Annotated in this window: 14 protein-coding genes and 1 pseudogene; 7 read left to right on the top strand and 8 right to left on the bottom strand. The window is 70.8% G+C overall.

Annotated features, from left to right (window positions below; genetic code table 11):
- Positions 1–69: 69 nt before the first annotated feature.
- The 3 genes from AC13HU_RS09625 to AC13HU_RS09615 are packed head-to-tail and all read right to left on the bottom strand — an operon-like array spanning position 70 to position 3,229.
- On the bottom strand, positions 70–921 hold the full coding sequence (locus AC13HU_RS09625) for a sugar phosphate isomerase/epimerase family protein (protein ID WP_483041361.1): 852 nt from the start codon (positions 919–921) through the stop codon (positions 70–72).
- Positions 918–2,081: a dihydrodipicolinate synthase family protein gene (locus AC13HU_RS09620; RefSeq protein WP_483041360.1), complete on the bottom strand. Its 1,164-nt coding sequence runs from the start codon at positions 2,079–2,081 to the stop codon at positions 918–920. The genes AC13HU_RS09625 and AC13HU_RS09620 overlap by 4 nt, the downstream gene beginning before the upstream one ends.
- Entirely contained in the window at positions 2,078–3,229 is a 1,152-nt protein-coding gene (locus AC13HU_RS09615; protein ID WP_483041359.1) for a Gfo/Idh/MocA family protein, read from the bottom strand. Before AC13HU_RS09615 ends, AC13HU_RS09620 begins: the two co-directional genes overlap by 4 nt.
- A gap of 288 nt (positions 3,230–3,517) precedes the next feature.
- Between AC13HU_RS09615 and AC13HU_RS09610 the strand changes: the two genes are divergently transcribed.
- The 4 genes and pseudogenes from AC13HU_RS09610 to AC13HU_RS09595 form a co-directional block, all read left to right on the top strand.
- On the top strand, positions 3,518–4,615 hold the full coding sequence (locus AC13HU_RS09610) for a LacI family DNA-binding transcriptional regulator (RefSeq protein ID WP_483041358.1): 1,098 nt from the start codon (positions 3,518–3,520) through the stop codon (positions 4,613–4,615).
- A 96-nt stretch (positions 4,616–4,711) separates the two neighbouring features.
- Complete coding sequence (locus AC13HU_RS09605) at positions 4,712–5,632, top strand: bifunctional helix-turn-helix transcriptional regulator/GNAT family N-acetyltransferase (RefSeq protein WP_483041357.1); 921 nt, start codon at positions 4,712–4,714, stop codon at positions 5,630–5,632.
- A 119-nt stretch (positions 5,633–5,751) separates the two neighbouring features.
- Positions 5,752–6,549 carry a sugar phosphate isomerase/epimerase family protein gene (locus AC13HU_RS09600; protein ID WP_483041356.1) on the top strand — a complete coding sequence of 266 codons (798 nt, stop codon included), beginning with the start codon at positions 5,752–5,754 and terminating at the stop codon, positions 6,547–6,549.
- A gap of 257 nt (positions 6,550–6,806) precedes the next feature.
- A pseudogene (locus AC13HU_RS09595) lies at positions 6,807–7,190 on the top strand (LysR substrate-binding domain-containing protein); the annotation flags it as partial.
- 72 nt (positions 7,191–7,262) lie between these two features.
- On the opposite strand, the gene AC13HU_RS09590 reads toward AC13HU_RS09595, so the two are convergent.
- The gene (locus AC13HU_RS09590; RefSeq protein ID WP_483041355.1) at positions 7,263–11,186 is read right to left on the bottom strand and encodes an ABC transporter ATP-binding protein; all 3,924 of its coding nucleotides are present in this window, start codon (positions 11,184–11,186) and stop codon (positions 7,263–7,265) included.
- A 148-nt stretch (positions 11,187–11,334) separates the two neighbouring features.
- Entirely contained in the window at positions 11,335–12,294 is a 960-nt protein-coding gene (speB, locus tag AC13HU_RS09585; protein ID WP_483041354.1) for an agmatinase, read from the bottom strand.
- Between the two features lie 192 nt (positions 12,295–12,486).
- Here speB and AC13HU_RS09580 point away from each other — a divergent pair, with 192 nt between their 5' ends.
- On the top strand, positions 12,487–13,371 hold the full coding sequence (locus AC13HU_RS09580; protein ID WP_483041353.1) for a phosphatase: 885 nt from the start codon (positions 12,487–12,489) through the stop codon (positions 13,369–13,371).
- A gap of 109 nt (positions 13,372–13,480) precedes the next feature.
- Here AC13HU_RS09580 and AC13HU_RS09575 read toward each other — a convergent pair whose 3' ends face one another.
- Genes AC13HU_RS09575 through AC13HU_RS09565 form a run of 3 tightly spaced genes read right to left on the bottom strand, consistent with a single transcriptional unit; the run spans position 13,481 to position 16,182 of the window.
- Positions 13,481–14,365, bottom strand: a complete 885-nt coding sequence (locus tag AC13HU_RS09575; RefSeq protein ID WP_483041352.1) for an acyl-CoA thioesterase — start codon at positions 14,363–14,365, stop codon at positions 13,481–13,483.
- Positions 14,362–15,519 (bottom strand): acyl-CoA dehydrogenase family protein, encoded by a 1,158-nt coding sequence (locus AC13HU_RS09570; RefSeq protein WP_483041351.1) that lies wholly within the window; start codon positions 15,517–15,519, stop codon positions 14,362–14,364. The genes AC13HU_RS09575 and AC13HU_RS09570 overlap by 4 nt, the downstream gene beginning before the upstream one ends.
- A gap of 33 nt (positions 15,520–15,552) precedes the next feature.
- Positions 15,553–16,182 (bottom strand): SACE_7040 family transcriptional regulator, encoded by a 630-nt coding sequence (locus AC13HU_RS09565; RefSeq protein ID WP_483041350.1) that lies wholly within the window; start codon positions 16,180–16,182, stop codon positions 15,553–15,555.
- An 85-nt stretch (positions 16,183–16,267) separates the two neighbouring features.
- Here AC13HU_RS09565 and AC13HU_RS09560 point away from each other — a divergent pair, with 85 nt between their 5' ends.
- Both AC13HU_RS09560 and AC13HU_RS09555 read left to right on the top strand, forming a co-directional pair.
- Entirely contained in the window at positions 16,268–17,896 is a 1,629-nt protein-coding gene (locus AC13HU_RS09560) for a carboxyl transferase domain-containing protein (protein ID WP_483041349.1), read from the top strand.
- 41 nt (positions 17,897–17,937) lie between these two features.
- A partial coding sequence (locus tag AC13HU_RS09555) for an acetyl-CoA carboxylase biotin carboxylase subunit (protein WP_483041362.1) occupies positions 17,938–19,398 on the top strand: 1,461 nt, incomplete at its 3' end.

Here is a 19,398-nt window from a genome sequence, read left to right as displayed (position 1 = left end):
CCGATGCCATGTACGACACGTCAGGTGGAAGAAGGGTTGTATCGCGGACGACGAAATTCCAAGATCTTCTCAGAGCACGTGCTGCCGGTACCTGTCTGCGACCTCCGCAAGCACCTCGGTGCCTTTCCTGGCCCACAAAGCGGGGTTGAAGATCTCCACCTCCACCTGTCCCTGGTATCCGGCCTCGTCGACTCGCGCGCGCAATCCCCGCAGATCGACACAGCCGTCACCGAGTTGCCCGCGCCCGAGCAGCACTCCTTCGGGCAGCGGCGTCACCCAGTCCGCGACTTGGAAGCACGCGATCCGGCCGCTCGCACCGGCGCGCGCGATCCCGGCCTCCGCCCGGTCGTCCCACCACAGGTGGTACGTGTCCACCACGACGCCGACGTGCTCGGGCGCGAAACGCTCCGCGATGTCCAGCGCCTGGCCCAGGGTGGAGACCACGCAGCGGTCCGAGGCGAACATCGGGTGCAGCGGCTCGATTGCCAGCCGCACACCGCGCTCCGCCGCATACGGCACGAGCGTGCCGATCGCGTCCGCGACCCGCTCTCTGGCGGCGGCGATGTCGCGGTCTCCTTCGGGCAGACCGCCGGAGACCAGCACCAGGGTGCCGGTGCCGAGTGTGGCGGCCTCGTCGATCGCCGCACGGTTGTCGTCCAGGGCCGCCGCCCGCCGCGCCGGGTCGGACGCGGTGAAGAAGCCGCCCCGGCACAGAGAGGTGACGGTGATCCCGTGGTCGCTCATCAGCGCGGCCGCGCTCTGCACGCCGTGCTCCTGGACCGGCGCGCGCCACAGGCCGACCGACGTGATGCCGAGGGCCGCGCAGCCCTCGGCGAGTTCGGGCAGCGACCACTGCTTGAGGGTCTCCTGGTTGATGCTCAGGCGCGCGATGCCCTGCGCGGCATCCTGGGTCTCGGTCATGCATCCACTCCGTATACGGCCAGCAGCCCGCGCATCCGGGCTTCGGCGAGTGCGGGGTCGGGGAACAGCCCCACCCGGTCGGCGAGTTCGTACGCGCGCGCAAGATGCGGAAGGGAACGCGCGGACTGGAGGCCGCCGACCATGGTGAAGTGCTCCTGGTGTCCCGCCAGCCAGGCGAGCAGGACCACACCGGTCTTGTAGAAGCGGGTAGGCGCCTCAAAGAGGTGCCGGGACAAGCCGACGGTCGGGTCCAACAGCCCCCGGAACCCGGCTGCGTCCCCTATGTCCAGGGCGCTGACCGCAGCGGCGGCCAGCGGCGCGAGTGGGTCGAAAATGCCGAGCAGGGCATGGCTGAAGCCCTCGTCATCGCCCTCGATCAGCTTCGGATAGTTGAAGTCGTCGCCGGTGTAGCAGCGCACTCCCTCTGGCAGGCGGCGGCGCAGCGCGACCTCACGGTCCGCGTCGAGCAGAGAGATCTTGACACCGTCGATCTTGTCCGGATGGGCGGCGATCACCTCCAGGAACGTCTCGGTCGCGGCGTCGAGGTCGTCGCTGCCCCAGTAGCCGGCGAGCGCGGGGTCGAACATCGGGCCGAGCCAGTGCAGGATCACCCGGTCCGCGGACTGCCGCAGCAAGTGCCCGTAGACCTCCAGGTAGTCGTCCGGCCCCTTGGCGACGGAGGCCAGGGCACGCGAGGCCATGAGGATGGCCTGCGAACCGGCCGCTTCCACCACTGCCAGCTGCTCCTCGTAGGCGGCCGTGACCTCGGCGAGGGTGACCATGGAGCCGGTGGGACCGACGAGCTGGTCAGTGCCGACGCCGCAGGCGATTCGACCGCCCACCGCATGCGCCTCGGCGGACGACCTGCGGATCAGTTCCGCCGCGACCGGCCAGTCCAGGCCCATCCCGCGCTGCGCGGTGTCCATGGCCTCGGCCACCCCGAGCCCGTGGCTCCACAGGTGGCGACGGAACGCCAGAGTCGCGTCCCAGTCGACGGCCGCGGGCGCGTCGGCGGCGGTGCGCAGCGGGTCGGCGACGACATGGGCGGCGGAGTACACGACTCTGCTGCGAAGTGGCAGGCCCGCGGAGTGGACGACCGACTCCGACCTGGGCTGGTAGGAACGTGGTTCACCCGACGTGTCGGGAAGCAGGATGGTCACAGCGACAGCTCCGGAACCTCGAAGCGGCGGCCTTCCTCGGAGGACTTCAGGCCGAGTTCGGCGAGTTGCACGCCCCGTGCCCCGGCCAGCAAGTCCCACTGCCACGGCTCGTCGAGCACCACGTGGCGCAGGAAGAGCTCCCACTGGGCCTTGAAGCCGTTGTCGAAGTCTGCGTTGTCGGGCACTTCCTGCCACTGGTCACGGAAGGACTCCGTGGCGGGCAGGTCGGGGTTCCAGACCGGCTTGGGGGTCGCCGAGCGGTGCTGGGCCCGGCAGTTGCGCAGACCGGCGACGGCGGAGCCATGGGTGCCGTCCACCTGGAATTCGACCAGTTCGTCCCGGTTGACCCGCACCGTCCAGGAGGAGTTGATCTGCGCGATCGCGCCGCCCTCCAACTCGAAGATGCCGTAGGCGGCGTCGTCCGCGGTGGCCTCGTACGGCTTGCCCTGCTCGTCCCAGCGCTGCGGGATGTGCGTGGCGGTGAGCGCCTGCACGCTGCGCACCCTGCCGAACAGCTCGTGCAGCACGTAGTCCCAGTGCGGGAACATGTCCGCCACGATGCCGCCGCCGTCCTGGGCGCGGTAGTTCCACGAGGGGCGCTGGGCGCTCTGCCAGTCGCCCTCGAAGACCCAGTAGCCGAACTCACCGCGGACGGAGAGGATCTGGCCGAAGAAGCCGCCCTCGACCAGGCGCCGAAGTTTGCGCAGGCCCGGCAGGAAGAGCTTGTCCTGCACCACCCCGTGTTTGACGCCGGCCGCCGTGGCGAGCCTGGCGAGTTCCAGAGCCCCGGCCAGCGTGGTGCTGGTCGGCTTTTCGCAGTAGATGTGCTTGCCTGCCGCGATGGCCTGTTTGACAGCCTCCTCGCGGGCCGAGGTCACCTGCGCGTCGAAGTAGATCTCGACCGAGGGGTCGGCGAGTACGGCGTCGAGGTCGGTGGTCCAGTGCTCGATACCGTGCTGCTCGGCGATCGCGCGCAGTGCGTGCTCGCGGCGGCCGACCAGGACCGGCTCCGGCCACAGCACCGTGCCGTCGCCGAGATCGAGGCCGCCCTGCTCGCGCAGGCTGAGGATGGATCGGACCAGGTGCTGCCGATAGCCCATGCGTCCGGTGACGCCGTTCATGGCGATCCGCACGGTCTTGCGTGTCATGGGGGTCTCTCCTGAGCGGTCGGGGATGAGGCGCGAAGGCCGGATATGAGGCATTCATGCATAGCAAGCGCTTTCTTCCTCGTCACGCTAGCTTGCATGGGCGGTGGTCGACAAGACTCTCCTGGATGCGAATGTAAGCGCTTGCTGACATCGTGGCCTACGGGAAGGCACTGCCGCTGCCACACACGCCAGCGAGGTGAGAGCATGTGCCGCGGCGGTCGGCGGCCACACGACGCCGGTCCGGGCGATCCGCGATCCCAGCCGCCGCACGAGGAGGTCAGGACCGATATGGCAGTGACGCTGGCCGACGTCGCGGCACGCGCGGGAGTGTCGTCGGCGACCGTCTCCCGGGTGCTGAACGGCAACTATCCCGTGGCCGGCAGCACCAGAGAACGGGTGCGGCGGGCCGTGGCGGAACTGGACTACGTCGTCAACGGACAGGCGAGAGCGCTCGCGGCGGCCAGTTCCGATCTCGTCGGCGTCCTCGTCAACGATGTGGCGGACCCTTTCTTCGGCTTGATCGCCAGCGCCCTCCAGCGCGAAATCGGCGCCGGCCCCGGCAACCCACCGGGCGGCGGCAAGCTCGCGGTCGTCTGCAACACCGGCGGATCGCCCGAGGCCGAACTCACCTATCTCACCCTGCTCGAACGCCAGCGCGCAGCCGGTGTAGTGCTGACTGGAGGCGCCGTCGAGGACAAACAGCACACCGCCGCGGTTGCCGCCCGGCTGGCCCGGCTGGCGTCCTCAGGCACCCGGATCGTGCTGTGCGGCCGCCCCCCGCTGCCCGAAACCGCGCCGGGCATCACGACCATCGCCTTCGACAACTGCGGCGGGGCCCGGCGGCTGACCGAGCACCTGCTGTCGCTGGGACACCGCCGGATCGGCTGCGTGGCAGGCCCGGTCGAGCGCAGTACGACTCGGCACCGCCTCGAAGGCCACCGTGCCGCGCTGGCCGCGTACGGACTCGCGCCGCAGACCCCGGACGGGGCAGACCTCGGCGACCTGCCGGGCCAACCCGTGGTGCACGGTGGCTACGACCGGTCCTCCGGCTACGACGGCGCGCTGGAACTCCTGCGCAAGGACCCATCCGTGACCGCGATCGTGGCTGCCAACGACACGGCCGCTCTCGGGGTGTGCGCCGCCCTGCGCGACCGCGGACTGAGCGTTCCCGGCGATATCTCGGTGGCGGGTTTCGACGACTTGCCGTTCAGCGTGGACGCCTCGCCCGCGCTGACCACGGTCCGCATCCCTCTCCAGGAGGCCGGCGCGCGGGCCGGCCGGTTGGTGCTGGGGCGCTCGGCTCCACCGCCGGGTTCGGTGGCCACCGTGATCACCGAACTGATGGTCCGCGGCTCCACCGCGCCGCCCGCGGACGCCGCCCGCTGAAAGTTATCCACAGGCTGAAAGAAGGGACTTCCGCTCAGCGCCAGCACGGGCCTACCTTTGACTCAGGCAAAGGAAATACCGAAAGCCGGGGCAGTCATGGCAATTCAGGAGATCCGCGAATTCAATCGCTTCTACACCAACCTCATCGGCGCGCTCGACTACAGCCGCCACCTGCACACACCGTTCACGCTCACCGAGGCCCGCGTGCTGTACGAACTCGCGCACGCGCGACGCACGGACGCGGCCGACCTGCGGGTGGAGTTGTCGCTCGACGCGGGCCATCTCAGCCGGATACTGTCGAAGTTCGAGGAGCGGCATCTCGTCACGCGCAGACCCTCCGAGCAGGACGCAAGAAGGCAGCGGATAGAGCTGACCACCCGGGGGAAGGAAGCGGCCTCGCTGCTGGAGGAGCGCTCCCAGGAGGCCGTGAGCTCCCTGGTCGGCCAGATAGCGCCGGAGGACCGGCCGCGGCTGACCGCCGCGATGAGCACAGTCCGGGAGATCCTGCACGACGACCACCGGATCACCACCGGCCCTCGCGTGACCCTGCGCGGTCCCCGCTCGGGCGATCTGGGATGGGTGATCGAGCGCAACGCCGCGGTGTGCGCGACGGAGCACGGCTGGGACGAGGAGTACGAAGCCTTTGTCGCGCGCATCGTCGCGGACTACGCGTCGGCTCACGATCCGCGGCGCGAGGCAATGTGGGTGGCCGAACTCGACGGCGAGCGAGCGGGGTGCGTCTTCTGCTTGCGTGGCGACGCTCCCGATACCGCCCGGCTGCGACTGCTGCTGGTCGATCCGGCTGCCCGCGGACACGGGATAGGCGGGCGGTTGGTGGACACGTGCATCGCCTTCGCCCGCCAGGCCGCCTACACCGAACTTGTCCTGTGGACCAACGACGTGCTGGCCGGCGCCCACAGAATCTACGAGCGGGCCGGTTTCGAACTGGTCGCCCAGAAGTCGCAGCACAGTTTCGGACGGGAGCTGATGGGCCAGGACTGGCATCTGGCCCTGTAGCCAAAGCCGATTTCGAAGTCGAAAGGAGGCCGCATCAGGCGTGATACGCGGGCGACACGATGCTCAGGGGCACCTGGTCCCGGTTGACCCCACGCGGGCCCGTGCCTAGTGTCCGGCGAATGAAACTCGCCTTCTCCACCCTCGGACTTCCCACGCTGCCCATCGAGCAGGTCGTGCGGCTCGCGGCAGAAAACGGCTACCACGGCGTCGAGTTGCGCGCGAGCGAAGAGGAACCGGTACACCCGGGGCTTTCCGCAGGTGAACGCGGCCGCGTGGTCGAGCAGTTCGCGGCGGCCGACATCACCGTCCTCACCGTGGCCGCCTACGCAAAGGTGGCTGCGCCCGGCGAGGACGGCCCGGTGCTTGCCGAGGTCGAGGCCGCGGTGGACCTCGCAGCCGACCTGGGGGCGTCCTTCGTCCGGGTCTTCCCGGGCGGCGGCGACCTGACCGCTGCCGAGGCTGACGCCCTGGCCGAGCGGCGGCTGGCCACGGTGGCGCCGATCGCGGCCGACCGCGGAGTCCGGGTACTGCTGGAGACACACGACTCGCACCGGTCCGGCGCCGACGTGGCGCGGGTGCTGGGTACCGTCGGACACCACACCGTGGGCGCGATCTGGGACGTGATGCACACCTGGCTGGCCGGGGAGCAGCCGTCCTCGACGTACCCGGCGCTTGCGCCCTACCTGGGCTATGTACAGGTCAAGGACATCGCCTCGGCGGAGGACCGGACGCCGCTGCCGCTCGGCAAGGGGGCGCTGCCACTGGCGGAGACGATCGAAGTGCTCAGCCGCGCCGAATGGGACGGCTGGCTGTGCTGGGAGTACGAGAAGAGGTGGTACCCGCAGGCGGAGGAGTTGCCGGGCCTGTTGGCGGCCGGGCGGGACCATCTGGTCCGGCTGCTGTCGGAGTCGGCCTGATCGGCCTGATGCGCTAACGACCTGGGGGGTAATAGGGAGTGGTGGATCGGGGAGCGGCGTCATGTGGCTTCGGATCCAAGGCGGAGGAGGGAGGCGATGCTGGGGGCACTCCCCCTGGCTCGCCGGGGGCACCTCCACCCACGCCGCAGGCTGTGGGGAATCGTCGACCGACGACAACGCCGGAGGCGAAGTCGCAGGGCGGCGCGAGCCCGCTCCCTGTCACCCCCCAGGTCGTAAGGGCCGCCGGCCGACCATGGGTTCGGCCCGGACGGGCGCTGGCCAGGACGCGGGAGTCGGTGCTGCGGACGGACATCGCGCGGGAGCGGTGGATCTGCCAGCCGCCTGGCTCGGTGTGCCATGACTGGCTGGTGCGGACGTTGCGGGAGTCCGGCACCGAACCGGACATGGCTTACCAGATCGGTGAGTACGGCACTCAGGTCGCGCTGGTGGCAGCCGGGTTGGGCATCGCGCTGGTGCCCCGGCTGGGCCGGGGACCGCTGCCCGAGGGGGTGCGGGTGCTGCGGCTGGAGCCGGCTCCAGTGCGGCGGGTGTACGCGCTGTGGCGGAAGGGCGCGGCCCGGCGACCGGCGATCACGGCCGCCGTCGACACGCTTCGGGCGCACTGGCAGGAGGCGGCGTGAGTAGGGCTCGTCACCCGGCCCGGCCCGGGGCAGGTCGGGTCGGGTGACGGTTTGGGAGCTTCGGTGGTCGGGTCAGACCGCTGAACGGACCTCGCCGGTGAAGGTGCGCCACAGCTCGGCGTACCGCCCGTCGCGGGTGAGCAGTTCGTCGTGGGTGCCGTCCTCGACGACACGGCCATGGTCGAGGACCACGACCCGGTCGGCTCTGGCGGCGGTGCTCAGCCGGTGTGCGACCACGAGGGTGGTGCGGCGCACGGACAACCGGTCGGCGGCCTGGTTGACCAGGGCTTCGGTGGCGAGGTCGAGTGCTGCGGTGGCTTCGTCGAGCAGCAGGACGGCGGGGTCGACGAGTTCGGCGCGGGCCAGGGCGATGAGCTGGCGTTGGCCGGCGGACAGGTTCCGGCCTCGTTCGGCGACTTGGTGGAGGTAGCCCCCTTCAAGGGTGGCGATCATCCCGTCGGCGCCCACGGCGCGGGCGGCGGCCTCCACCTCGGCGTCGGTCGCGTCCATCCGTCCGTACGCGATGGCGTCGCGCACGGTGCCCGCGAACAGGTACGGCTCCTGGGGGACGACACCGAGCTGCTGTCGGTAGCCGGTCAGGTCGAACTCGCGGATATCGGTGCCGTCGACGAGGACGGCGCCACCGGTCGGGTCGTAGTAGCGAGCAGCGAGTTTGACCAGCGTGGACTTGCCTGCGCCGGTCTCGCCGACGAAGGCGACGGTCTGGCCGGCGGGCACTCGCAGGTCGATGCCGGCCAGGGCGTCGGTTCCCGCGGCGTCGGCGCCGCCGTAGCGGAAGTGGATGTCCTGGAAGGTGATCTCGCCGCGCAGACGGTGCACCGGCCGCGGGTCCCGCGCCTCCGGGGTGGTGGTAGGCCGGCGCAGCAGTTCGCGGATGCGGCCGAGCGAGACCGTGGCCTGCTGGAAACCGTCGAAGACCTGGGAGAGTTGCTGCACCGGGGAGAAGAACAGGTCGATGTAGAGCAGGTAGGCGACCAGGGCGCCCGCGGTCAGGGTGCCCGCGTTGACCCGGTGGGTGCCGACGATCAGCACCAGCGCCGCCGCCACGCTCGACAGCAGTTGCACGAACGGGAAGTACACCGAGATCAGGAACTGGCCGCGGACCCGGGCCGTGCGGTATTCGTCGCTACGGCTGAGGAAGCGCTGGGCGCCGTGCTGCTCACCGCGGAACGCCTGGACCACGCGCAGACCGGCCACGTGTTCCTGCAGGTCGGAGTTGACGACGGCGATCCGCTCGCGCGCGGACTCGTACGCGCGCACGGACTTGCGGCGAAAGACCCAGGTGGCGACCACCAGCAGGGGCAGGGTGGCGAAGACCAGCAGGGCGAGCTGCACGTCGATGGCGAGCAGCGCCACCAGGATGCCGGCGAAGGTCAGCACGCTGACCAGCGCCGTGACCAGGCCGGTCTGCAGGAACGTGGACAGGGCGTCCACGTCCGTGGTCATCCGGGTCATGATGCGGCCGGACAACTCCCGCTCGTAGAAGTCCAGTCCGAGCCGGTGCAGGTGGGCGAAGATCTTCACGCGCAGCGTGTACAGGATGCGTTCGCCGGTGCGGCCGGTGAGCAGGGTCGAGCCCCACTCCACCACCCACTGCAGCAGGACCAGTGCCAGGCCGAGCAGGGAGGCCGCCCAGACCGCGTGCAGCGCCTGCTGCCGTACGCCCGCGTCGATGCCGTGCCGGATCAGGACCGGCAGCAGCAGTCCTGCGATGGCGTCGACCGAGACGAGCAGCAGGCTCAGCAGCAGCGGGGTGCGGAAGCCGCGGAGAATACTACCGAGCCCGAACGCCTGGTCGGCGGAGCGCGCCTGCTCCTCGTCGACGTCAGGGGTGTCGAGGGCGGGCGGCAAGGCCGCGACCTTGGCGAGGAGTTCCGGGGTGGTGGGCATCCCCGCGAGCGCGCCGGCCATTCCGCCCGGGCCCGCCGCGGTTCTGCGTGCTGCCGCGGCTGCCGGCGCCGACGTGCTCGGATCGCCGGCCTGGTCGTCCTCCTCGGTCACCCGCAGGTGCTCGGGCCACAGTTCCGCAGTGATGCCCGCGGCCGTATCCCGCACCGACTCCGCCTCGGCCACCGCTTCGTCCTCGGCCAGCAACAGGCACTCCGGGTCGGCGCAGGTACCGTCGTCGGCGGCCTCATGCCCACACCGCTCGACGCTCCGCAACGCCGCGACGCCCGCCGCATCTAGGTCGACCACGTCGGCGCCGAGCGCCTCGGGATCGGTGAGCAGCGCGCGGTACAGCGGACTGCGTGCCTGCAGTTCGTCGTGGGTGCCCACATCGGCCAGGCGCCCCGCGTCCAGGACGGCGATCCGGTCGGCGAGGGCCAGGGTGGAGCGGCGGTGGGCGATCAGCAGCGTCGTGCGGCCGCGCATCACCTGGCGCAGGGCGTCGAAGATCTCCGCCTCGACCCGGGCGTCCACCGCGGAGGTGGCGTCGTCCAGGAGAAGCAGCCGCGGGTCGGTGAGGATCGCGCGGGCCAGAGCGACGCGCTGCCGCTGGCCGCCGGAAAGGGTCAGTCCCTGCTCGCCGACCACCGTGTCGTAGCCGTCGGGCAGTGCGCTGATGAAGTCGTGCGCCTGGGAGGCGCGGGTGGCGGCCAGGATCTCCTCGTCGGTGGCGTCGGGCCTTCCGTAGGCGATGTTGGCCCGCACGGTGTCGGAGAACAGGAAGCTGTCCTCGGGCACCAGCCCGATCGCGGACCGCAGCGACTCGAAGGTCAGCTCGCGGACGTCCACACCGCCGATCCGCACGGCGCCGCCGGTTACGTCATACATCCGGGGCAGCAACAGGGAGACGGTGGACTTTCCGGAACCGGAGGCGCCGACGACAGCGACGGTCTCGCCGGGTTCGATGCTCAGGTCGAAGCCGTCCAGGACCGGGCGTTGGGCGCTGTAGCCGAAGGAGACGTTGTCGAAGTCGACGGTGGCGGGGGCGCCCGGCGGGAGGATGTTGGTGCCCTCGTCGAGGGTGGGACGGGTGTCTATGAGTTCGAGGACGCGCTCGACTCCGGCGCGGGCTTGCTGGCCGACGGTCAGCATCATGGTGAGCATCCGGACCGGGCCGGTGAGCTGGGCGAGGTAGGTGGAGAAGGCGACGAAGGTGCCCAGCGTGATCTGGCCGCGGGCGGCCATCCAGCCGCCGAGGGCGAGCATGCCGATCTGGCCGAGCGAGGGGACCGCCTGGAGCGCCGGCGTGTAGCGGGCGCTGAGCCGGACGGTGCGCAGCCGGCCGGCGAACAGGCGGCTGCTGACCTTCCGCAGCTTGCCCATCTCCTGCTGCTCCTGCCCGAAGCCCTTGACCACGCGCACGCCGGTGACCGAACCGTCGACGATGCCGGCGACGGCCGCCGCCTGGCTCTGGGCGTACCAGGTGGCGGGGAAGAGCCGCTTGCGGGAGCGGTCGGCGATGAACCACAGCGCGGGGGCGACGGCCAGGGCGACCAGTGTCAGCACCGGGGAGAGGACGAGCATCACGACGAGGGAGAGCAGGAAGAGCAGCAGGTTGCCGATCATGACGGGCAGCATGAACAGCAGCCCCTGGATCAGCTGGAGATCGCTGGTGGCGCGGCCGACTACCTGACCGGTACTCAGCTCGTCCTGGCGGCGGCCGTCGAGCCGCATGATCGAGCGGAACATCTCGTCGCGCAGGTCGTGCTGGACGTCGAGGGCGAGGCGCCCGCCGTAGAACCGCCGCATGTACGTCAGTACGTAGACGACGACAGCGGCGACCACCAGCGCGATCGCCCAGGGGGCGAGTTGCCTGTCGTGCTTGACGATCACGTCGTCGATGATCAGCTTGGGGACCAGCGGCACCAGGGCGGTGACCCCCATGCCCGCAAGGGACGCGCCGAACGACAGCAGCACACTGCGCTTGTACCGCCACGCATAGCCGTTCAGCCTCCGGAGCCAACCCTGCTCGGGGCCGTCCTCGACCGCTGCCCCCGCCCTCGCCTTCGCCACGCTGTCCTCCACCATGCTCGTCCCACGGCCCGCCGCCGCTTCTGCTTGCCCGACGCTGCCAACGCGCGGCACCGCGCGTTTCATCCTCCCGCAACAAAACCAACGACCAAGGTCGCACATGAGTGCGACCTTGGTCGTAATCACTTCGGGTGATTCGGACGACTCAGCGGGCCGCGGCGATCTGCCGGGCCATGATCGTCGTGAGCTCGTAGGCGGTGTGGGAGGCGGCGACCGAGGTGATCTCCGCATGGTCGTAGGCCGGGGCGACCTCCACCACGTCGGCCGACACCAGGTGGCAACCGGACAGGCCGCGCAGGATCTCCAGGAGCTCGCGGGAGGTGAGACCGCCGGCTTCCGGGGTCCCGGTGCCGGGGGCGTGCGCGGGGTCGAGGACGTCGATGTCGACCGAGATGTACAGCGGCCGGTCGCCGATCCGCTCGCGGAGCTGCTGGGCGACCTCGTCGACGCCTCGGCGCATCACGTCGGCGGAGGTGACGATGCCGAAGCCCATCTTCTCGTCGTCGTCGAGGTCCTTCCTGCCGTACAGCGGGCCCCGGGTTCCGACGTGGGAGAGCGCCGAGGTGTCAAGGATGCCCTCCTCGACCGCCCGCCGGAACGGCGTCCCGTGGGTGTACGCGGCGCCGAAGTACGTGTCCCAGGTGTCGAGGTGCGCGTCGAAGTGGAGCAGAGCCACCGGTCCGTGCCGACGGGCGACCGCACGCAGCAGCGGCAGGGCGATGGTGTGGTCGCCGCCGAGCGTCATGAGGCGGGCGCCGGTCGCCAGCAGGTCGTCGGCAGCGGTTTGGATGGTCTCGACCGCCTCGCCGATGTCGAACGGGTTGGCGGCGATGTCGCCCGCGTCGGCAACCTGGGCGAGCGCGAAGGGGGCGGCGTCCTGCGCCGGGTTGTACGGACGCAGCAGCCGGGACGCCTCACGGATCGCGTTGCCGCCGAACCGCGCGCCGGGACGGTAGGACACTCCGGTGTCGAAGGGCACACCGACGACCGCGACATCCGCGCTGCCCACCTCGTCGAGCCGGGGCAGCCGGGCGAAGGTCGCGGGGCCCGCGTAGCGCGGTACACGCGAGGAGTCGACGGGGCCGCGCGGCTGTGCGCTGCTCATGTGGCTACCTCTTCTCAGTGTGGCTGGTCTCGGTGTGGCTGGCCGTTCTCGGTACGGCCGGTGTCCGCCGACTCTAAAGGCCCCGACCGGCCCCAGAAATGTACGCTTCCTCCAATCGGCGACGGTGATTACGCCTCGGCGTCGATCCGGGGCACGTCGCATACCGGGACGCGGGGGCGGGAGAATGTGTCCATGCCCATGGACCCACTGCCTGCCACCCCCACCCGCCAGGCCCTCGTCTCGCACCTGATACGCACCCGGATCGCCGGGGATGTCGCCACCACGCGCGAGAACAACCTCGACCACTACCGGGAGCTCGCCGAGGGCAACCGCTACTTCTGGTTCGGGTTGGACCTCGGCGACCGGTGGACCGAGGAGTCTGCGGTGCTGGAGCTGATGGCGGAGCGCTGCGGGGTGGTCGCCGACCCTGAGCACGTCCACGGACAGGACACCATCGACCCGGAGCTGACCGTCGACGGTCTGGACCGAATGGCGGAGGTGCTGAAGAAGGCGGCGGAGAACCGCTCCACGGTCCTGCTGGCCAGCGGGCATCCCGCGGGATTGTTTGCAGTGCACAACATACTCGCCGGGGCGCTGCGGGCAGTCGGTTGCCAGGTGGTCGGGCCGGCGGAGAATCTGTACGCGGACGGTGGCGAGATCCGCTACCTCGGCGGCGTCTTCATGCTGCACCGGGGTGGCGGCCTGGTGCACACGCACTCGCCGGAACCGATGGCCGAGGTGCTCAACGCCCTGGAGCGCGACGGGCGCGGGCTGCCCGACCTGGTGGTGGCCGACCACGGCTGGGCGGGCTGCGCGGGCGCGCGCGGTATCGACACGGTCGGCTTCGCGGACTCCAACGACCCGGCGCTGTTCGTCGGCGAGTCCGAGGGCAGCGTCCTGGTGAGCGTGCCACTCGACGACAACGTGCAGCCGCACTTCTACGCGCCGATGGCCTCCTACCTGCTGGACGCGGCGGACCTGCGCCGCCGTCCAGCGGCCCCCCGGCCCGGCGGCGGCGGCCGACACCGCCCCGACCCCCGGACCAGAAGGACCAGAACCCGCAAGACCCGCGACTAGGAACCCGAGCGCAGGCCGGCGCCGTGGTCGGGGTCCGGCCGGGACGAGCGGCCCGGCGTCGATCGCAGTCGCGCGGCACCGGAGCGGTGCGTCGCGCTCAACTTCGTCGTCAGTCGCGTGGCACCCGGACCAGGCCCTCCTGGATCACCGACACGGCCAGCGCGCCGTCCTGGGTGTAGATGCGGGCGGTGCCCAGCCCGCGGCCGCCCGAGGCGGACGGGCTCTGCTGGTCGTACAGCAGCCACTCGTCCGCGCGGAAGGGGCGGTGGAACCACATGGCGTGGTCGAGGCTGGCGCCCACGACGTCGCCGACCGCCCAGCCGCCGCGCCCGTGCGCCAGGAGTACGGAGTCGAGCAGCGTCATGTCCGACACATAGGTGGCCAGGCACACGTGCAGCAGGGGGTTGTCGGCGAGCTTGCCGCGGGTGCGGAACCACACCTGGGAGCGCGGCTCGCGGCGCACGCCCGCGGTGAGGAAGGGCGGGTCCTCGACGTAGCGCAGGTCGACGGCGGCACGTGCTTCGAGCAGCCGGTCGACGACCGTCGGGTCGGGGAACTTGTCGGCGTGGGCCGGCAGCAGTTCGTCGGCGCACGGAAGCGTCTCCGGGTCGGGCGCCGACGGCATCGCCTCCTGGTGCTCCAGGCCGTCCTCATGCGTCTGGAAGGACGCCGACAGGTGGAAGATCGGCTGGCCGTGCTGGATCGCGACGACCCGGCGGGTGGTGAAGGAGCGGCCGTCGCGAATCCGGTCCACCTGGTAGACGATCGGCGCGCCCGGGTCGCCGGGCCGCAGGAAGTACGCGTGCAGGGAGTGCGCAGCGCGCTCCTCGGGCACGGTGCGGCCGGCGGCGACCAGGGCCTGCGCGGCGACCTGGCCGCCGAAGACGCGCGGCACCACGGCCGAGCGGCTGAAGCCGCGGAAGATGTCCTGCTCGATCCGCTCCAAGTCGAGGAGATCGAGCAGCGACTGCAGGGGGGTCGGTTTCTCGTTCACAGGCCCATCGACTTGGCGATGATCGACTTCATGACCTCACTGGTCCCGCCGTAGATCCGGTTGACCCGGTTGTCCGCGTACAGGCGGGCGATCGGGTACTCGTTCATGTAACCGTATCCGCCGTGCAACTGCAGGCAGCGGTCGATGACACGGGCGGCGACCTCGGTGCAGAAGAGTTTGGCGGAGGCGGCGTCGGCGGCGGACAGCTCGCGCAGGTCGTGGGCTTCGAGCGCGCGGTCCACGACGGCCTCGGCGGCGTCGACCTCGGCCTTGCAGGCGGCGAGTTCGAATTTGGTGTTCTGGAAGGACGCGACGGTCTTGCCGAAGACGGTGCGGTCCTGGACGTACGCCTGCGCGAAGCGGATCGCGGCCGTGGCCTGGGAGTAGGCGCCGACCGCGATGGCCAGCCGCTCCTGCGGCAGGTTTTGGTCGAGGTAGGAGAAGCCCTTGCCCTCCTCGCCGAGCAGGTCCTCCACCGGCACGCGGACGTCGGAGAAGGACAGTTCCGCGGTGTCGGAGGTCTTCAGGCCGAGCTTGTCCAGCTTGCGGCCGACCGCGTAGCCGTCGGACTTGGTGTCGACGACGAACAGTGAGATGCCGGCGCGGCGGTCCTCGGGGGTGGGCGGTGCGGTGCGGGCGCAGACGATGACGCGGTCGGCGTGGACGCCGCCGGTGATGAAGGTCTTCGCCCCGTTGAGGACGTAGTGGCTGCCGTCGTCGGCGAGCTTCGCGGTGGTCTTCATGCCGGCCAGGTCGGAGCCGGTGCCGGGCTCGGTCATCGCGATGGCGAACATCGTCTCGCCGCTGACGAAGCCCGGCAGCCAGCGCTTCTTCTGCTCCTGGGTGCCGTACGCCATCACATACGGCAGGCAGAGGCCGACGTGCACGCTGCTGCCGCCGAAGCTGACGCCTGCGCGGGCAAGTTCCTCGCTGATCACGGCCTGGAACTTGAAGCTGTTCTCGCCCGCGCCGCCGAACTCCTCGGGCACCTCGATGCCGAAGACGCCCAGCTCGCCGAGCTTGTAGTAGAACTCCCGCGGCACCTGCCCGGCCGCCAGCCAGTCGTCGTAGACGGGGACGACCTCGGCCTCGACGAAGGCGCGTATCGTCTCGCGGAACGCTTCGTGGTCCTCGTTGAACACCGTACGACGCACAGCGCGCCTCCCATCCGAGAATTAAGCAAGCGCTCAGAAAGTTACCCGCCGGTCGTCACCGCTGTCCAGGGCGGGGCCGCCGTCGAGGGCGTCCAGGGCGCTGAGCGCGAGGCGATGCAGGAGGGCGGCCATCCCGGCGCGGTCGGGCAGGCCGGACTGCGCGCCGAGGTGGGGCGTGGAGTTGAGCAGGCCGAACACCGCGTGCACCGCGGCGCGGGCCTCCAGCTCGGTGGCGCCCGGGTACACGCGGCGGACCACCGCCACCCACTCCTCCACATACTGCCGCTGGAGCTGGCGGACGAGTTTGCGGTCGGAGTCGCGCAGCCGGTCCAGTTCGCGGTCGTGCAGGGTGATGAGCGGCCGGTCGTCGATCGCGAAGTCGATGTGGCCGCGGATCAGCGCGTCCAGCGCCTCGGCGGGCTCAGCACTCTCGGCGACCCGCATCCGGCCCGCGGCCAGCAGCCGTCCACTGATCCCGACCAGTAGTTCGGCGAGCATCGCGTCCTTCCCGGCGAAGTGCCGGTACAGGCCGGGGCCGCTGATGCCGACCGCGGCCCCTATCTCATCCACGCCGACTCCGTGGAACCCGCGCTCGGCGAAGAGCCGCGCGGCCTCTCGGAGGATCTGCTCGCGCCGGTTTTCCACAGCCTTCGTCGGACTCATGAAATCGAGTCTAGACAATCCCGTTAGCGAGCGTTAACGTGGAGTCATCAAGTTAACGCTCGCTAACACACCGGGGGGCCGACCCATGGCAGCACCCGCCCTGACCAGTGCCGCAGATCCGGCATCAGAGGCATTTCGCGCCAACGCGCAGGCGCACACCGCACTCATGGCGACTCTGCGTGACAAGCTTGCCGCCGCACGACGCGGCGGTGGGGAGAAGGCGCGCGCACGCCACACGTCCAGGGGAAAGCTGCTGCCGAGGGACCGCGTGGACGGCCTGCTCGACCCCGGCTCCCCTTTCCTCGAACTGGCCCCGCTCGCCGCCGACGGGATGTACGACGGCCAGGCGCCCGCCGCGGGGGTGATCGCCGGCATCGGCCGGGTCTCGGGCCGCGAGGTCGTGGTGGTGGCCAACGACGCCACCGTCAAGGGCGGTACCTACTACCCGGTGACCGTGAAAAAGCACCTGCGGGCCCAGGAGATCGCGCTCGACAACCGGCTGCCGTGTGTCTACCTGGTGGACTCCGGCGGCGCCTTCCTCCCCCGGCAGGACGAAGTCTTCCCCGACCGCGACCACTTCGGCCGGATCTTCTACAACCAGGCCACCATGTCGGCCCGCGGCATCCCGCAGATCGCCGCGGTGCTGGGTTCGTGCACCGCCGGCGGAGCCTACGTCCCGGCGATGAGCGACGAGGCTGTCATCGTGCGGAACCAAGGCACGATCTTCCTCGGCGGCCCGCCTCTGGTGAAGGCCGCCACCGGAGAGGTGGTCACCGCCGAGGAACTCGGCGGTGGCGAGGTGCACTCCCGGACGTCCGGCGTCACCGACCACCTCGCCGAGGACGACGCGCACGCGCTGAGCATCGTCCGCGACATCGTGGCCACGCTGCCCGCCCGGGGCGCGCCGCCGTGGACGGTGCGGCCAGCCGAGCCGCCCGCGGTGGACCCGGCGGGGATGTACGGAGCGGTGCCGGCGGACTCCCGTACGCCGTACGACGTGCGGGAGGTGATCGCCCGGCTGGTGGACGGCAGCCGCTTCGCGGAGTTCAAGGCGGAGTACGGCACCACCCTGGTCACCGGGTTCGCCCACATCCAGGGCCACCCGGTCGGGATCGTGGCGAACAACGGCATCCTGTTCGCCGAATCCGCCCTCAAGGGCGCACACTTCATCGAGCTGTGCGACCAGCGCGGTATCCCGCTGCTCTTCCTCCAGAACATCTCGGGCTTCATGGTCGGGCGGCAGTACGAAGCGGGCGGCATCGCCAAGCACGGCGCGAAGATGGTGACCGCGGTGGCGTGCGCGCGGGTACCGAAGCTGACCGTGGTGATCGGCGGCTCCTACGGCGCGGGCAACTACTCGATGTGCGGGCGTGCCTACAGCCCCCGCTTCCTGTGGATGTGGCCGAACGCCAAGATCTCCGTAATGGGCGGCGAGCAGGCCGCTTCGGTGCTGGCGACGGTGAAGCGGGACCAACTGGCGGCCGCCGGAGAGAAGTGGAGCGAGCAGGCGGAGGAGGCGTTCAAGGCGCCGATCCGCGAGCAGTACGAGACCCAGGGCAACGCCTACTACGCGACGGCCCGGCTGTGGGACGACGGCGTGATCGACCCGCTGGAGACCCGCACCGTGCTGGGTCTGGCGCTGACCGCCTGTGCCAACGCGCCGCTACCCGCAGCCGATCCGACCGCGCCGGGCTACGGCGTCTTCCGGATGTGAGGGCCGAGATGAGCAGCAGTACCACTCCGAGCCGGCCGGCGATGTTCGACACCGTGCTGGTGGCCAACCGGGGAGAGATCGCGGTGCGGGTGATGCGCACCCTGCGGGAGTCGGGGGTGCGGTCGGCGGCCGTTTTCACCGAGGCGGACGCCGGCGCCCGGCATGTGCGGGAGGCCGACACCGCGGTACGGGTGGACAGTTACCTGTCGGCGGCCGAGCTGGTCCGTGCGGCGGGTGCGGCGGGCGCGCAGGCCGTCCACCCCGGATACGGCTTCCTCGCCGAGAACGCGGGCTTCGCCCGGGCCTGTACGCAGGCCGGGTTGGTCTTCATCGGACCGCCGGCCGAGGCGATCGAGCTGATGGGCGACAAGATCCGGGCCAAGCAGACCGTGCACGCCGCCGGGGTGCCGGTGGTGCCCGGCAGCAGCGGCAGCGGGTTGACCGACGACGAACTGGCCGAGGCGGCACGGGAGATCGGCATGCCGGTGCTGCTCAAGCCGTCGGCGGGCGGCGGTGGCAAGGGCATGCGGCTGGTGCGGGACACGGCGCAACTGCCCGAGGAGATCGCGGCGGCCCGCCGGGAGGCGCGCGGCTCGTTCGGCGACGACACGCTGCTGGTGGAGCGGTGGATCGACCGGCCGCGGCATATCGAAATCCAGGTGCTGGCCGACACACACGGCAATGTGGTGCACCTGGGCGAGCGGGAGTGCTCGCTGCAGCGCCGGCACCAGAAGGTGATCGAGGAGGCGCCGTCGGTGTTGCTGGACCCGGCGACCCGGGCGGCGATGGGCGAGGCAGCGGTGCAGGCGGCGCGTTCCTGCGGGTACACCGGCGCGGGCACGGTGGAGTTCATCGTCCCCGGCGCCGACCCGGCCGCGTACTACTTCATGGAGATGAACACCCGGCTTCAGGTGGAGCACCCGGTCACGGAGCTGGTGACCGGACTGGACCTGGTGGAATGGCAGTTGCGGGTGGCATGCGGGGAGCCGTTGGACTTCGGCCAGCCGGACGTGACGCTGACCGGGCACGCGATCGAGGCACGGATCTGCGCGGAGACTGCCCGGCCGGGCGAGCTCGGGGTGGACTTCCTGCCGTCGGCGGGCACCGTGCTGGAGCTGCGCGACCCGGCCGGCCCCGGGGTGCGGGTGGACTCCGGCCTGGCGCCGGGCACCGAGGTCGGCACCGCCTACGACCCGATGCTCGCCAAGGTGATCGCGCACGGCCCGGACCGGGCGACGGCGCTGCGCCGGCTGCGGGCGGCGCTGGCCGGCACGGTGGTGCTGGGCCTGGAGACGAACACCGGCTTCCTGCGGCGGCTGCTGGCACATCCGGCGGTGGTGGCGGGCGAGTTGGACACCGGGCTGATCGACCGGGACGCGGCGCAGCTGCTGCCGGACGGGGTGCCGGACGAGGTGTACGAGACGGCGGCGCTGCTGCGGCAGCGCGAGTTGGGGGCGACGGCGGAGGACGGCGGGTGGGTGGACCCGTTCTCGGTGCCGAGC

It is taken from the genome of Streptomyces sp. NH27 (genome assembly GCF_056859195.1).
The sequence above is the reverse complement of the archived record's forward strand: the minus strand, read 5'-3'. Positions and strand labels throughout refer to the sequence as shown.

What these genes read in the sequence shown, in the direction of transcription:
- AC13HU_RS09615 (WP_483041359.1), bottom strand. Translation starts at nt 3,229, where the DNA reads ATGACACGCAAGACCGTGCGGATCGCCATGAACGGCGTCACCGGACGC.
- AC13HU_RS09610 (WP_483041358.1), top strand. Translation starts at nt 3,518, where the DNA reads ATGGCAGTGACGCTGGCCGACGTCGCGGCACGCGCGGGAGTGTCGTCG.
- AC13HU_RS09560 (WP_483041349.1), top strand. Translation starts at nt 16,268, where the DNA reads ATGGCAGCACCCGCCCTGACCAGTGCCGCAGATCCGGCATCAGAGGCA.
- speB (WP_483041354.1), bottom strand. Translation starts at nt 12,294, where the DNA reads ATGAGCAGCGCACAGCCGCGCGGCCCCGTCGACTCCTCGCGTGTACCG.
- AC13HU_RS09600 (WP_483041356.1), top strand. Translation starts at nt 5,752, where the DNA reads ATGAAACTCGCCTTCTCCACCCTCGGACTTCCCACGCTGCCCATCGAG.
- AC13HU_RS09590 (WP_483041355.1), bottom strand. Translation starts at nt 11,186, where the DNA reads ATGGTGGAGGACAGCGTGGCGAAGGCGAGGGCGGGGGCAGCGGTCGAG.
- AC13HU_RS09565 (WP_483041350.1), bottom strand. Translation starts at nt 16,182, where the DNA reads ATGAGTCCGACGAAGGCTGTGGAAAACCGGCGCGAGCAGATCCTCCGA.
- AC13HU_RS09605 (WP_483041357.1), top strand. Translation starts at nt 4,712, where the DNA reads ATGGCAATTCAGGAGATCCGCGAATTCAATCGCTTCTACACCAACCTC.
- AC13HU_RS09580 (WP_483041353.1), top strand. Translation starts at nt 12,487, where the DNA reads ATGCCCATGGACCCACTGCCTGCCACCCCCACCCGCCAGGCCCTCGTC.
- AC13HU_RS09625 (WP_483041361.1), bottom strand. Translation starts at nt 921, where the DNA reads ATGACCGAGACCCAGGATGCCGCGCAGGGCATCGCGCGCCTGAGCATC.